13 protein-coding genes are annotated in these 12,894 nt (G+C 67.9%); 9 read left to right on the top strand and 4 right to left on the bottom strand.

The window, feature by feature from the left end; genetic code table 11:
- Nucleotides 1-72: 72 nt before the first annotated feature.
- Both dnaN and dnaA read right to left on the bottom strand, forming a co-directional pair.
- Entirely contained in the window at nucleotides 73-1,203 is a 1,131-nt protein-coding gene (gene dnaN / locus ACWDSL_RS05905) for a DNA polymerase III subunit beta (RefSeq protein ID WP_450482109.1), read from the bottom strand.
- A gap of 933 nt (nucleotides 1,204-2,136) precedes the next feature.
- Complete coding sequence (dnaA, locus tag ACWDSL_RS05900; protein WP_450482107.1) at nucleotides 2,137-4,032, bottom strand: chromosomal replication initiator protein DnaA; 1,896 nt, start codon at nucleotides 4,030-4,032, stop codon at nucleotides 2,137-2,139.
- 456 nt (nucleotides 4,033-4,488) lie between these two features.
- Here dnaA and rpmH point away from each other — a divergent pair, with 456 nt between their 5' ends.
- The 9 genes from rpmH (at nucleotide 4,489) to ACWDSL_RS05855 (ending at nucleotide 11,299) form a co-directional block, all read left to right on the top strand.
- Nucleotides 4,489-4,626: a 50S ribosomal protein L34 gene (gene rpmH / locus ACWDSL_RS05895; protein ID WP_009716483.1), complete on the top strand. Its 138-nt coding sequence runs from the start codon at nucleotides 4,489-4,491 to the stop codon at nucleotides 4,624-4,626.
- A 24-nt stretch (nucleotides 4,627-4,650) separates the two neighbouring features.
- The gene (rnpA, locus tag ACWDSL_RS05890; RefSeq protein WP_089507410.1) at nucleotides 4,651-5,034 is read left to right on the top strand and encodes a ribonuclease P protein component; all 384 of its coding nucleotides are present in this window, start codon (nucleotides 4,651-4,653) and stop codon (nucleotides 5,032-5,034) included.
- Nucleotides 5,031-5,348 carry a membrane protein insertion efficiency factor YidD gene (gene yidD, locus ACWDSL_RS05885; protein WP_089507409.1) on the top strand — a complete coding sequence of 106 codons (318 nt, stop codon included), beginning with the start codon at nucleotides 5,031-5,033 and terminating at the stop codon, nucleotides 5,346-5,348. Before rnpA ends, yidD begins: the two co-directional genes overlap by 4 nt.
- 3 nt (nucleotides 5,349-5,351) lie before the next feature.
- Nucleotides 5,352-6,509 carry a membrane protein insertase YidC gene (gene yidC, locus ACWDSL_RS05880; RefSeq protein ID WP_450482104.1) on the top strand — a complete coding sequence of 386 codons (1,158 nt, stop codon included), beginning with the start codon at nucleotides 5,352-5,354 and terminating at the stop codon, nucleotides 6,507-6,509.
- A 14-nt stretch (nucleotides 6,510-6,523) separates the two neighbouring features.
- Nucleotides 6,524-7,033: a Jag family protein gene (locus tag ACWDSL_RS05875; protein WP_014177964.1), complete on the top strand. Its 510-nt coding sequence runs from the start codon at nucleotides 6,524-6,526 to the stop codon at nucleotides 7,031-7,033.
- Nucleotides 7,034-7,166: 133 nt separating this feature from the next.
- Complete coding sequence (rsmG, locus tag ACWDSL_RS05870) at nucleotides 7,167-7,880, top strand: 16S rRNA (guanine(527)-N(7))-methyltransferase RsmG (protein WP_089507407.1); 714 nt, start codon at nucleotides 7,167-7,169, stop codon at nucleotides 7,878-7,880.
- Between the two features lie 277 nt (nucleotides 7,881-8,157).
- The gene (locus ACWDSL_RS05865; RefSeq protein WP_450482101.1) at nucleotides 8,158-9,246 is read left to right on the top strand and encodes a ParA family protein; all 1,089 of its coding nucleotides are present in this window, start codon (nucleotides 8,158-8,160) and stop codon (nucleotides 9,244-9,246) included.
- Nucleotides 9,243-10,373 (top strand): ParB/RepB/Spo0J family partition protein, encoded by a 1,131-nt coding sequence (locus ACWDSL_RS05860; protein ID WP_450482099.1) that lies wholly within the window; start codon nucleotides 9,243-9,245, stop codon nucleotides 10,371-10,373. Before ACWDSL_RS05865 ends, ACWDSL_RS05860 begins: the two co-directional genes overlap by 4 nt.
- 308 nt (nucleotides 10,374-10,681) lie before the next feature.
- Nucleotides 10,682-11,299 (top strand): GNAT family N-acetyltransferase, encoded by a 618-nt coding sequence (locus tag ACWDSL_RS05855; protein WP_055545947.1) that lies wholly within the window; start codon nucleotides 10,682-10,684, stop codon nucleotides 11,297-11,299.
- A 137-nt stretch (nucleotides 11,300-11,436) separates the two neighbouring features.
- On the opposite strand, the gene trxA is transcribed toward ACWDSL_RS05855, so the two are convergent.
- Nucleotides 11,437-11,766, bottom strand: coding sequence for a thioredoxin (gene trxA / locus ACWDSL_RS05850; protein WP_014177959.1), 330 nt, complete (start codon nucleotides 11,764-11,766; stop codon nucleotides 11,437-11,439).
- Between the two features lie 44 nt (nucleotides 11,767-11,810).
- Nucleotides 11,811-12,764, bottom strand: coding sequence for a thioredoxin-disulfide reductase (gene trxB, locus ACWDSL_RS05845; RefSeq protein WP_450482096.1), 954 nt, complete (start codon nucleotides 12,762-12,764; stop codon nucleotides 11,811-11,813).
- Nucleotides 12,765-12,894 lie beyond the last annotated feature (130 nt).

The following is a 12,894-nucleotide window of genomic DNA, read 5'->3' as shown; positions in this document are numbered from 1 at the left end:
TAGTCATTGCGTTTCGCACCTGAGTCCGAGCCTACGCCCAGGGGTTGTCGCTCAACTGTGGGCCACACCCGCTCATCCGCTGAGCCGCACCGGCATGATCAGATACTTGTACGCCTCGTCCGCCTCGGCGTCCATGGCCGGCTTGCCACTGAGCAGAGCGGGCTTGGTCGAGGTGGTGAACGACAGCTGGGCGACCGGGGAATCGATCGCGCTCAGCCCGTCCAGCAGGAAGGTCGGGTTGAAGGCGATCGAGATGTCGTCGCCTTCGAGCTGGGCGTCTACACGCTCCACAGCCTGTGCGTCGTCGCTCGACCCGGCCTCCAGAATCAGCACGCCCTGCTCGAAGGTGAGCCGGACCGGGGTGTTGCGCTCGGCGACCAGGGCAACGCGCTTGACCGCCTCCACGAACGGAGCGGTCTCGATCACCGCGACGGAGTTGAACTCGGTCGGGAAAAGCGTGCGGTACTTGGGGAGATCGCCTTCGAGCAGCCGGGTCGTGGTGCGGCGCCCGGCGCCCTCGAAGCCGATCAGGCCCTCTCCGGCACCCGAGCCGGACAGGGCGAGGGCCACGGTGTCACCGCTGGTCAGCGACTTGGCGGTGTCCAGGAGCGTCTTGGCGGGCACCAGCGCGACGGCGGAGATGTCGGGCGTCTCGGGCTTCCACATGAACTCGCGGACCGCGAAGCGGTAGCGGTCGGTGGAGGCCAGCGTGACCGTGTCGCCCTCGATCTCGATGCGCACACCGGTGAGCACCGGCAGGGTGTCGTCGCGGCCGGCTGCGATGGCCACCTGGGCAGCGGCGGAGGCGAAGACATCGCCGGGCACGGTGCCGGTCGCCGTCGGCATCTGCGGCAGGGTGGGGTACTCCTCCACAGGCAGGGTGTGGAGTGTGAATCGCGACGAGCCGCAGACGACGGTCACCCGCACACCGTCGGTGGAGATCTCCACAGGGCGGTTGGGGAGGGCGCGGCAGATGTCGGCGAGGAGGCGGCCGGAGACCAGGACCGTGCCGTCGTCCTCCACATCGGCTTCCACCGACACCCGGGCCGAGACCTCGTAGTCGAAGCCGGAGAGGCTGAGGGTGCTCTCTTCCGCCTTCAGCAGCAGCCCCGCGAGGACGGGCACCGGCGGACGGGCCGGAAGGCTGCGGGCCGCCCAGGCCACTGCCTCCGCGAGTACATCGCGCTCCACCCGGATCTTCACCGGAACCGCCTCCTGCTGTTGCTGGCTCGCCCTGCTGGCCTTCGTCGTCGGCGCAATCGCCGGAGACCAGTCTGACGTACGCCGCCGACAGTCGGTGCGGCTCGGGGTCAAATCGGCGCCCGAGGTGTCGGGCGGCTCGGAGCCCGGTTGTGCACAGGCCCCACTTCGAAACGAATTTCTCGCTCTAACTAAGTGGTCGTAGTAGTAGGGCCTGTGGAAACCGTGGACAACTGCCTTCTCGCAGGTCAGCATCAGTTTTTTATCCACCGGGCCTGTGGGCGACGGCGGTGGAAAAACAGGCTCTGCTGTGGATGCCGCCGAGTTCTGCACACCCGATGCACAGGCGAGCCCCGGTTCTCCCCAGCTGTGTCCCCAGGTTTACCCACCTTCCCCACAGCCCAACCCGGCTCGCTGGTGTGACGCCTTTCACTCGTCTCGGTGACAACGCCCGTTTCCTTGCCGAACAGTGGATGAGGGTGTGGAGAAGCTGTGGGTGACGGGGCCTTCGCTGTGGGCGGGCGGTGGACAACGCGGAGACCGCCCTGTGGGTAACTCCGTCGTCCACAGTCTGTGGACTGTCGATTGTCACAATTCCACACCCCCCTGACCTCCTCCGATGTCCCGTCGGCGGCCGCCCCTGTGGACACAGTCTGGACAGCCGGGACATCCCCAGGGTGTGGATGGTGGATTGGCCGCTGACCTGTGGAGAAGCGGCCTCCGAGGGCATGGAATCGAACAGGCCGTCCGCGTCGTGGAGGCGTCGCCGGGGCGGGGACGGCCCCGCCGGGGCGGTCGGCGGGCGGAGCGGAGCCCGGTCGGGGCGGTTCCGGAGCGACGAAACGGGCCCGGAAACGACGAAGGGCGCTTGCGGGAGTCGCTCCTCCCCAAGCGCCCTGGGCGGAATCCGGCGCGAGAGCCGCGCCGTGCGCCGCGTCAGCCGTTCTTGATGCGGTTGGTCAGCTCGGTGACCTGGTTGTAGATGGAGCGCCGCTCGGCCATCAGCGCCCGGATCTTGCGGTCGGCGTGCATGACGGTCGTATGGTCCCGGCCGCCGAACTGCGCCCCGATCTTGGGCAGCGACAGATCGGTCAGCTCACGGCACAGATACATCGCGATCTGCCGCGCGGTGACCAGCACCCGGCTGCGCGAGGCGCCGCACAGATCGTCGACCGTATGCCCGAAGTAGTCGGCGGTCGCGGCCATGATCGCGGTGGCGGTGATCTCCGGGGCCGAGTCCTCGCCGCCGGGGATCAGGTCCTTCAGCACGATCTCGGTCAGGCCGAGGTCCACCGGCTGGCGGTTCAGGCTGGCGAAGGCCGTGACCCGGATCAGCGCCCCCTCCAGCTCGCGGATATTGCGCGAGATACGGGAAGCGATGAACTCCAGCACCTCCGGCGGCGCGTTCAGCTGCTCCTGCACCGCCTTCTTGCGCAGGATCGCGATCCGCGTCTCCAGCTCCGGCGGCTGCACATCGGTGATCAGGCCCCATTCGAAGCGGTTGCGGAGCCGGTCCTCCAGGGTCACCAGCTGTTTGGGCGGCCGGTCGGAGGACAGCACGATCTGCTTGTTCGCGTTGTGGAGCGTGTTGAAGGTGTGGAAGAACTCCTCCTGCGTCGACTCCTTGCTCGCGAGGAACTGGATGTCGTCGACCAGAAGGATGTCCATGTCGCGGTAGCGCCGGCGGAACGCGTCCGCCTTGCCGTCGCGGATGGAGTTGATGAACTCGTTGGTGAACTCCTCGGAGCTCACATAGCGCACCCGCGTCCCCGGGTAGAGGCTGCGCGCGTAGTGCCCGATCGCATGCAGCAGGTGGGTCTTGCCGAGCCCGGACTCCCCGTAGATGAACAAGGGGTTGTACGCCTTGGCGGGCGCCTCGGCGACCGCGACCGCCGCGGCGTGCGCGAAGCGGTTGGACGCGCCGATGACGAACGTGTCGAAGAGGTACTTCGGGTTCAGGCGCGCGGTCGGCTCACCGGGGCCGGGCGCGGGCGCCGGCTGCGCGGCGAGCGGGCCGGGGGCACCGGTCTGCGAGGGCAGCACGGGCGGGCCGCCGCGGGAACGATCCAGCGGGTCGGGGAGCTCCCGGCGCGGCTGCTCGTACGGCGACCGATCCGGCCCCGGGCCTGGCCCCGGACCAGGTCCAGGCCGCTCCGCGCCCGCGCCCCGGTAGCCCGAGTGCGGCTGCTGATCGTAGAGCTGCTGGTCATAGCCGGGCTGGGGACGCTGGGTGGCGTACGGGTCGCCCTCGGGGAAGCCGCCGAGCCGGGGCTGCTGCCAGCCGTAGTCGTCGCGCGGCCGGGGCCAGGCACCGGGCTCGGGCCGGTGCTGGTCATAGCCGGGGTAGGCGGGGCGGGCCGTCGGCAGCTCATCGCCCGCCGGACGGCCGTATCCGTCCCGGCTGCCATAGCTGTCGCGGTTGTCGTAGCCCTCGTGGGCGTCGCGACTCTCATACGAGTCACGATTCTCGTAAGAGTCCCGACTCTCGCGGGTGTCGCGGCTTTCGTAGGTGTCGCGCTGTGGCTGCTGCGGGACCATCGGCTCGCCGGCGGAGTCGTCGACGGTGATCGCGATCCGGATCGGACGGCCGCACTCGCGGCTGAGCGTTTCGCTGACGATCGGGGCCAGCCGGCCCTCCAGCACGCCCTTGGCGAATTCATTGGGCACGGCCAGCAGCGCGGTATCGGCGACGAGGGCGAGCGGCTGGCACCGCTTGATCCAATGTTCGTCCTTGGCCTCGACACCTTGTCCGCCCTGGCCCGCGCCTTCTCCGAGCAGCCGCTCGAGCACACGTGGCCACACTGCGGCAAGATCGGCAGGTACGTCAGCCACAGGGCACGCTCTCTCACTCGCTGGGTGGGGGGACGCCGACAGGTCCCACGAATATGCGGTTCTCGGGACGGGCGGGAAGGAATCGGAGCCCAGCCACGGTAGTCAGGCCGGGGTGTGCGGTTCAAGTCGTTGTCCACAGGGTGTGTACAAATGTGCCATGCGATGTCGCCCCGCGTTCCCCTGCCCCCGGGCACAAGGGGGCCGCATCTTCGCGGGGCGCCACCCGGCCGCGCCACCGGGCGGCGCCGGTTTGACCGGATGGCGTAATCGCGCGTACCGTAACGAGGTCGAGTTGTCGATGGCTGCTGCCGCCTGCCTCCGATGGGCAAGGGTCGCGGACCCCAGGTCCGGCGATTATGAAGCGGTGCACTCGGGCGTATTGCGAGCTACTCGTGGGCGCACGGTGACAGCCAGGCGATGTCCCGCCACCACCCGATTCATTTCTGGAGCCCCCGAGTGAGCAAGCGCACCTTCCAGCCGAACAACCGCCGCCGCGCGAAGACCCACGGCTTCCGGCTGCGTATGCGTACCCGTGCCGGCCGCGCGATTCTCGCGTCCCGCCGTAGCAAGGGTCGCGGCCGTCTGTCGGCCTGAGCAGCCTGACCCAAGGTCCATGACGTGCTGCCTACCGAAAAACGGCTGAGGCGGCGCGAGGACTTTGCAGCCGCGGTACGCCGAGGGCGCCGGGCCGGACGCCCGCTCCTCGTCGTGCACTATCGCAGCGGCCTTGCCAGCGGTGAAACGGACCCGCACGCACCTGGGGAGAGTGCTCCCCCTGCGCGTGCGGGTTTCGTCGTAAGCAAGGCGGTCGGCGGTGCCGTCGTACGCAACCTGGTGAAGCGGAGGCTGCGCCATCTCATGCGCGACCGCCTCGAACTTTTTCCCGCAGGTAGCCTTGTGGTCGTACGGGCGCTGCCCGGTGCGGGCGAAGCGGGCCACGACCAGCTGGCCCGTGACCTCGACACCGCAGTGCGGCGGCTACTGGGAGGGGTGCCGCGATGAAGTACCCGCTGCTGTGGTTGATCAAGCTGTACCAGTGGACCATCAGCCCGATGCTGGGACCGGTCTGCAAGTACTACCCGTCGTGCTCACACTACGGCTACACGGCCATAGACCGGCACGGCGCGGTGAAAGGAACGGCGCTGACGGCGTGGCGCATCCTGCGCTGCAACCCGTGGTCGCTCGGTGGCGTCGACCACGTTCCTCCCCGGAAGCGCCCGGTCTGGCACCAGCGGCTGCGCAACCGCCTCGGCGGGCACTCCGCCGGGGAGCCTGCCCCACAGCCCGAGACCCAGCCCAACGCCCAAGGAGCCTGATTCGTGGACACGATCCTCGGTCCTCTTTATGACGTAGTTTCCTGGATCATCGTCCAGTTCCACGCGTTCTACAGCCTCATCTTCGACCGGGACAGTGGCTGGGCGTGGGGTCTGTCCATCGTTTCGCTGGTGGTACTGATCCGTATCTGCCTGATCCCGCTCTTCGTGAAGCAGATCAAGGCGACGCGGAACATGCAGGCGCTCCAGCCGAAGATGAAGGCGATCCAGGAGCGCTACAAGAGCGACCGGCAGCGCCAGTCCGAAGAGATGATGAAGCTCTACAAGGAGACGGGTACCAACCCGCTCTCGAGCTGTCTCCCGATTCTGGCGCAGTCGCCGTTCTTCATCTCGCTGTACCAGGTCCTGAACCACATCGCGAACAACCGCACGGTCGGTTTCATCGACCAGTCGCTGCTGGACAGCGCCCGCTCGGCGCATATCTTCGGTGCTCCGCTGTCCGTGAAGTTCATGTCGTCCGCCTCGAAGGTCGAGTCTCTCGGCGCCTCGCTGACGGACGTCCGGGTCGTGACGATCGTCATGATCGTCCTGATGTCGGCGTCGCAGTTCTTCACCCAGCGCCAGCTGATGACCAAGAACGTCGACCTGACGGTGAAGACGCCGTTCATGCAGCAGCAGAAGATGCTGATGTACGTCTTCCCGATCATGTTCGCCGTCTTCGGTATCAACTTCCCCGTCGGTGTCCTCGTCTACTGGCTGACCACCAACGTGTGGACCATGGGTCAGCAGATGTTCGTCATCCGCCGTAACCCGACCCCCGGCAGCGTCGCCTTCAAGGCACGCCAGGAGCGGCTGCGGGCGCAGGGGAAGATCAAGGAGGAGCCGGCCGAGGTCGAGGCCAAGCAGGCGGCCGAGACGGCTCGCGCGAACCGGCAGCAGCCCAAGCGGCAGAGCAAGTCGCGGCGGCAGTCGGGCGCCACGGGCCACGCCAGGGCGCAGTCCCAGCCGCAGGTCGCCAAGACCTCGCTGGACAAGTCCGACTCGGAGGAGTCGGGCTCGGAGAAGCAGCAGCCCAGCGCGGCGCAGAAGAAGGGCGCGCAGGGCGGTAAGCCGGCCGGCGGCTCGGCTTCCGGCTCCTCCCGCACCGCCAAGTCCGGGCAGCGCAAGGGCCAGCAGCGCCCCAAGCACCCGTCCAAGAAGTAAGAAGGAGTCCATCCGTGACGGAAGGCACCACCCCGGCTGCCGAGGGTGTCGACACCCTGACCCGCCTCGAGCAGGAGGGGGAGATCGCGGCCGACTACCTCGAGGGGCTGCTGGACATCGCGGACCTCGACGGTGACATCGACATGGACGTCGAGGCCGACCGTGCCGCGGTGTCGATCATCAGTGATTCGACCAGTCGTGACCTGCAGAAGCTGGTGGGCCGGGACGGTGAGGTGCTGGAGGCCCTCCAGGAGCTGACCCGGCTCGCGGTGCACCGGGAGACCGGCGATCGCAGCCGGCTGATGCTCGACATCGCCGGGTACCGGGCCCGTAAGCGCGCCGAGCTCACCGAGCTGGGCACCAAGGCCGCGGAGGAGGCCAAGGGCACCGGTGAGCCGGTGAAGCTGAAGCCGATGACGCCGTTCGAGCGAAAGGTCGTGCACGACGCGGTGGCCGCCGCCGGACTGCGCAGCGAATCGGAGGGCGAGGAGCCCCAGCGTCGCGTGGTCGTGCTTCCGGTCTGAACCGGTCCAGCCTCATGATCCACACGGCCCCGTCTGCTCGCAGACGGGGCCGAATCTTGTCAGCCTTGCATCAGCTGTCAGCCCTCGCAGCATCAGCGTTCACCACAGTGTTCGGTATGGAAGGACGGTCCCCGTGACGGAAGCAGCGGAGCTCCCCCCGGCCCCCGAGGAGGCGCGGGAGGTATTCGGTGAGCGCTTCTTGGAGGCCGTCCGGTACGCCGAACTGCTCGCCGATGTCGGGGTGACCCGTGGTCTGATCGGGCCTCGCGAGGTGCCGCGGCTGTGGGAGCGCCATCTGCTGAACTGCGCGGTGCTCTCCGAGGTGGTGCCCGAGGGCGTCACCGTATGCGATGTGGGCTCGGGGGCCGGGCTGCCCGGTATCCCGCTGGCCCTGACCCGTCCGGATCTGCGGATCACGCTGCTGGAGCCGCTGCTGCGCCGTACGAACTTCCTCCAGGAAGTGGTCGAGCTGCTGGGTCTTGAGCATGTGACGGTGGTGCGGGGCCGGGCCGAGGAGGTCCTGGGGAAGCTGCCTCCGATGCATGTGGTGACGGCGCGCGCCGTGGCCCCGCTGGACCGGCTGGCCGGCTGGGGGGTGCCGCTGCTGCGCCCGTACGGAGAGATGCTGCTGCTCAAGGGCGACACGGCGGAGGAGGAGCTGAAGCACGCCCGCGCCGCGCTGAGCAAGCTCGGGGTGGTCGGGACCTCGGTCCTCCATGTCGGGGAGGGGATCGTCGATCCGCTCTCCACCGTGGTGCGGGTCGAGGTCGGGGAGAGCCCTGGGGGTGTGCGTTTCGCCGCCAAGCGAGCCAAGGCGGCTCGCAAGGGTCCCCGGCGTCGCCGCTGAGGGGCCGAAGCCCGTCCAGGATCTTCCCTGGAGCCATCATTGCTCCATAGGGCGGGCTCGGCTACTCCATACAAGCTTCCAAAACTACGCATAGCGGAGTGTCGTAACGAATCGGTGAGACTGTCCGTGCATCGTGTTTCACGTGAAACGTCGCTCCTTGTTGCATGGAATCATCAGTCGTGGGCGCGCGGCCGCTCTGCCGCGCGACCGTCGGCCCCGACGGGATGTGGATTCATCCACAGGAGAACGGGCCTCGCTGGTTCACAACCCCAAAAGCATGGCAGGCTCTGTTCATCGCGAGCCTGATGCCGAGGAGAGTGAATCCTTGCGGTCCGACGCCAACATCGCGGGGCCGATGACCGATCCGGTCCCCGGTCCCCGTACTGAATCGGCGGGGGAGGATGTTTCACGTGAAACACCGCCCCCGATGGACGACACCCCCATTGGCCGTGCCGCCGAACTGGCGGTCCAAGCCCTGGGCCGCGCGGGCGAGGGACTGCCCAGGCCGGAACAGACCCGGGTGATCGTGGTCGCCAACCAGAAGGGCGGGGTCGGCAAGACCACCACCACGGTCAATCTGGCCGCTTCTCTGGCCCTCCATGGCGGCCGGGTGCTGGTCATCGACCTCGATCCGCAGGGCAATGCCTCAACGGCGCTGGGAATCGATCACCACGCCGAGGTGCCGTCGATCTATGACGTGCTGGTGGACAGCAAGCCCCTGTCCGATGTGGTGCAGCCCGTTCCCGATGTGGAGGGGCTGTTCTGTGCCCCGGCCACGATCGATCTGGCAGGTGCGGAGATCGAACTGGTCTCGCTCGTGGCGCGGGAGAGTCGGCTGGAGCGGGCCATCCTGGCCTATGAGCAGCCACTGGACTACATCCTCATCGACTGCCCCCCGTCGCTGGGCCTGCTGACGGTCAACGCGCTCGTCGCCGGGGCCGAGGTCCTGATCCCGATCCAGTGCGAGTACTACGCCCTGGAGGGGCTGGGGCAGCTGCTGCGCAACGTCGACCTGGTGCGGGGGCATCTCAACCCCAAGCTCCATGTCTCGACGATCCTGCTCACGATGTACGACGGCCGGACCAGGCTGGCGTCGCAGGTCGCCGATGAGGTCCGCAGTCACTTCGGTCATGAGGTGCTGCGGACGAGCATCCCCAGATCGGTGCGCATCTCCGAGGCTCCCAGCTATGGGCAGACGGTCCTCACCTATGACCCGGGGTCCAGCGGAGCGCTGTCCTATCTCGAAGCGGCCCGAGAGATCGCGCTCAGAGGAGCCAACGTCCACTATGACGCCCAGCGGGCACATACCGTCCCAGAGATCAGCTTGCACGACCGGCACAGCAGCATGCAGGAGGGGATTCAGTGAGTGAGCGACGCAGAGGACTGGGCCGTGGGCTCGGGGCTCTGATCCCTCCCGCGCCGAAGGGGACGGATGGCTCCGGGCCGGCGTCGGCGGTGGGACCGATCACGGCGACCGGGGTCTCCACCTCGCCGTCGGCGGTCCCGGTGCTGACACAGGAGCGTGGCGTGGCGGCGGCCAAGGTGACCTCGCTGCCGTCCCATGGCCTGCCACTGGAGACCGAGGCCGTCCCGCAACAGCAGCAGGAGGAGGTCCTTCCGCCTGTCGTGGAGGAGGTGGCCGGAGCACACTTCGCCGAGCTGCCGCTGGACTTCATCACCCCCAACCCGCGGCAGCCGCGTGAGGTGTTCGACGAGGACGCTCTTGCCGAACTGGTCACCTCGATTCAGGAGGTCGGGCTTCTCCAGCCCATCGTCGTCAGGCAGTTGGCTCCTGAGCGCTATGAGCTCATCATGGGCGAGCGTCGCTGGCGGGCCTGCCGGGAGGCGGGGCTGGAGAAGATTCCGGCGATCGTCAGGGCGACCGAGGACGAGAAGCTTCTGCTGGACGCGCTGCTGGAGAATCTGCATCGCGCACAGCTCAACCCCTTGGAAGAGGCGTTCGCCTACGACCAGCTGCTGAAGGACTTCGACTGCACGCATGACGAGCTGGCGGACCGTATCGGGCGTTCCCGCCCCCAGGTCTCCAATACGCTCCGGCTGCTGAAGTTGTCTCCCAAGGTGCAGAGCCGGGTCGCGGCGGGTGTGCTCTCCGCGGGCCACGCCCGTGCGTTGCTCGGCGTCGATGACCCGGAGGAGCAGGACCGGCTGGCGTACCGGATCGTCGCCGAAGGGCTCTCGGTCCGGTCGGTCGAAGAGATCGTGACCCTGATGGGCTCACGGTCTGGGAGCAAGACGAAGGCGAAAGGGCCGCGCGCGGGCACGAAGATCTCCCCCGCACTCACGGATCTCGCCTCAAGGCTCTCCGACCGCTTTGAGACCCGGGTGAAGGTGGACCTCGGTCAGAAGAAGGGGAAGATCGTCGTCGAGTTCGCCTCGATGGACGATCTGGAGCGCATCCTCGGCACGCTCGCCCCGGGCGAGGGGCCGGTTCTGGAGCAGCGACTCTCGGAAGCAACGGAAGAGGAAGAGTAGGACACCGGTCTTACGGGCAGAGCGGGGCGGGTCGTATTCCGGCGGGGTCGGAACACGGCCCGCTCTTTGCTCTAGGGCGGTATCGGCGCAATCTCGGCGCGGATACGATGCGAACAGGTAGGGCGGATCCATGTGGAGGCGTCTTATGCGGAGGCCAAGGCTGTGCGATCGGTGAGTCGCACGGGGCTGCTGGCAACGGGATTGGGTCTGGGGGCCGTCGGCGGATTCGTCGGCAGTCTGCTCAGGGGGCGTAGTGCGCTGGCGGCCGCTCGGAGCGCGGCCGGCGACGGAAGTGAGGGACTGGCTTCATGGGGCGTCGGCTCGTACCGCTCACGCTGGACAACCTCCCGGACATCCCCAAGCGCTGTCGCGCCTGTGTCTTCTGGGAGCTCGACCCGGTCAGCGGCGAAGCCGCGGTAAGGGCCGGACGTCCGGAGCTGGAGAAGGAAGCCTGGATCTCGGCTGTTCTGCTGGAGTGGGGCTCCTGCGGCCGGGTGGTCTATGTGGACGATGTGCCGGTGGGCTTTGTGCTCTACGCGCCCCCGGCGTATGTGCCGCGATCCACGGCCTTTCCGACGAGCCCCGTCGCGGCGGACGCCGTGCAGCTGATGACGGCCTGGCTGATGCCCGGGTACCAGGGGCAGGGGCTGGGCCGGGTGATGGTGCAGACGGTGGCCAAGGATCTGATACGACGCGGCTTCAAGGCGATCGAGGCCTTCGGGGACGCCACCTGGAAGGAACCGGCCTGTGTGCTGCCCGCGGACCATTTGCTCGCCGTGGGCTTCAAGACGGTGCGGCCGCATCCGCGGTATCCGCGGTTGAGGCTGGAGCTGCGGACGACGATCTCCTGGAAGGAGGACGTCGAGCTGGCGCTGGACCGGCTGCTCGGTGCGGTCCAGAAGGAGCCGGCGCTCCGGCCGCTGTAGGGCTGTGCGTACGAGGCGGTGCGTACGACGTCGGTGCGTGTGAAGGCCGGTGCGTACGGGCCGTGGTTTCACGTGAAACACGAAGGGGCTGCCCCAAGCGGGGCAGCCCCTTCGTGATGGAGCGATGGCTGATGGGGTCAGCCGATGAAGTCGGCCAGGTCGCGCTCGATGGCGGCCTTGGGCTTGGCGCCGACGATGGTCTTGGCGACCTCGCCGCCCTGGTAGACGTTCAGCGTCGGGATCGACATCACGCCGTACTTCGCGGCGGTCGTCGGGTTCTCGTCGATGTTGAGCTTGGCGATGATGATCTTGTCGCCGTGCTCAGCCGCGATGGCCTCCAGGGACGGAGCGATCTGGCGGCAGGGACCGCACCACGCGGCCCAGAAGTCGACGAGCACCGGCTTGTCGCTCTTGAGGACGGTCTCCTCGAAGTCGGCGTCTGTGACGGTCACCGTGGCACCGGCCATGGTTCATCTCCTTTATCGGTTTGGTGCAGAGAGGGTAGGTGGGGTCAGGCGGTGGCGTTCGCGGCGTCGGCGAGAGCGGCGAGGTGCCGCTCTGCGTCCAGCGCGGCGGAGCAGCCCGTGCCGGACGCGCTGATCGCCTGACGGTAGGTGTGGTCCACGACATCGCCCGCGGCGAAGACACCGGGCAGGTTGGTCCGGGTCGAGGGCGACGCGACCTTCAGGTAGCCCTCGTCGTCCAGGTCGAGCTGGCCCTTGAAGAGCTCGGTGCGCGGGTCGTGACCGATGGCGATGAACAGCCCGGTGACCGGCAGCTCGGAGGTCTCGCCGGTCTTGACGTCCCGCAGGGTCAGCCCGGAGAGCTTGTTGTCCCCGCGGATCTCGGTGACCTCGCTGTCCCAGATGAAGGAGATCTTGGGGTCGGCGAAGGCGCGCTCCTGCATCGCCTTGCTGGCCCGCAACGTGTCACGGCGGTGGACCACGGTGACCGACTTCGCGAAGCGGGAGAGGAAGGTCGCTTCCTCCATCGCGGTGTCGCCACCACCGATGACGGCGATGTCCTGGTCCTTGAAGAAGAACCCGTCGCAGGTGGCACACCAGGAGACGCCACGACCGGAGAGCTCGTCCTCATGGGCCAGGCCCAGCTTGCGGTGCTGTGAGCCGGTGGTGACGATGACCGTCTTGGCCCGATGGACCGTACCGGCGGAGTCGGTGACGGTCTTGATGTCCTCGGTGAGGTCGACCGACACAACATCGTCCGGGACCAGCTCGGCGCCGAAGCGCTCCGCCTGGGCCCGCATGTTGTCCATCAGGTCGGGGCCCATGATCCCGTCACGGAAGCCGGGGAAGTTCTCCACGTCGGTGGTGTTCATCAGGGCACCACCGGCGGTCACGGAGCCTTCGAAGACCAGCGGCTTCAAGGAAGCCCGGGCGGTGTAGAGCGCGGCCGTATAGCCCGCGGGCCCGGAACCGATGATGATCACGTTGCGGACGTCGCTCACGGATGTCTTCCTTGTCTCTGCCGAGTGCCGAGTACTGACTGAGGGCGGCGACGTCCGGAGTCCCCCGGAAAACCGCTGCCACCCCACCCAACGGATCCTACGGGTCGCGCATTCCCGGGTGGCGTCAGGC

It is taken from the genome of Streptomyces sp. NPDC000941 (genome assembly GCF_053599555.1).
Note: the sequence above shows the minus strand (reverse complement) of the source record. Positions and strands in the feature narration are given on the sequence as shown.

What these genes read in the sequence shown, in the direction of transcription:
- yidD (WP_089507409.1), top strand. Translation starts at nt 5,031, where the DNA reads ATGAAGTACCCGCTGCTGTGGTTGATCAAGCTGTACCAGTGGACCATC.
- trxA (WP_014177959.1), bottom strand. Translation starts at nt 11,766, where the DNA reads ATGGCCGGTGCCACGGTGACCGTCACAGACGCCGACTTCGAGGAGACC.
- ACWDSL_RS05855 (WP_055545947.1), top strand. Translation starts at nt 10,682, where the DNA reads ATGGGGCGTCGGCTCGTACCGCTCACGCTGGACAACCTCCCGGACATC.
- ACWDSL_RS05865 (WP_450482101.1), top strand. Translation starts at nt 8,158, where the DNA reads ATGGCAGGCTCTGTTCATCGCGAGCCTGATGCCGAGGAGAGTGAATCC.